Here is a 303-nt window from a genome sequence, read left to right as displayed (position 1 = left end):
TGCATATAATCAATATTTAATTAAAATTATTTATCAACTTCTTTTATTTATTTCAAAACATATTCCTCTTAAGCAGATGGCATTTGATTATTCAAATAGCCCGGAATATCAAAAATTTAAAGTAGACAGGCTACCTAAAATATTAAAGTTTGAAAAGGTAGACTATGTTTTACTTCTGGCTTATTACAAACATAAATATAATAAAACCCTAAAACCAGTTCAAAGACGAAATGGTAAGTCTATTCCTGAAAAAACTGTTTGCCCTAAATGTGGTGCACCTCATGAATACATTTATGATAACAA

1 pseudogene is annotated in these 303 nt (G+C 27.4%); it reads left to right on the top strand.

Going from position 1 to position 303, the window contains the following annotated elements:
* Positions 1-303 (top strand): annotated as a pseudogene (locus tag ACQRD5_RS17325) (transposase); the annotation flags it as partial.

Origin of the sequence: Clostridium sp. SGI.024, from assembly GCF_050315195.1 — a bacterium.
GTDB lineage: Bacteria > Bacillota > Clostridia > Clostridiales > Clostridiaceae > Clostridium.
Note: the sequence above shows the minus strand (reverse complement) of the source record. Positions and strands in the feature narration are given on the sequence as shown.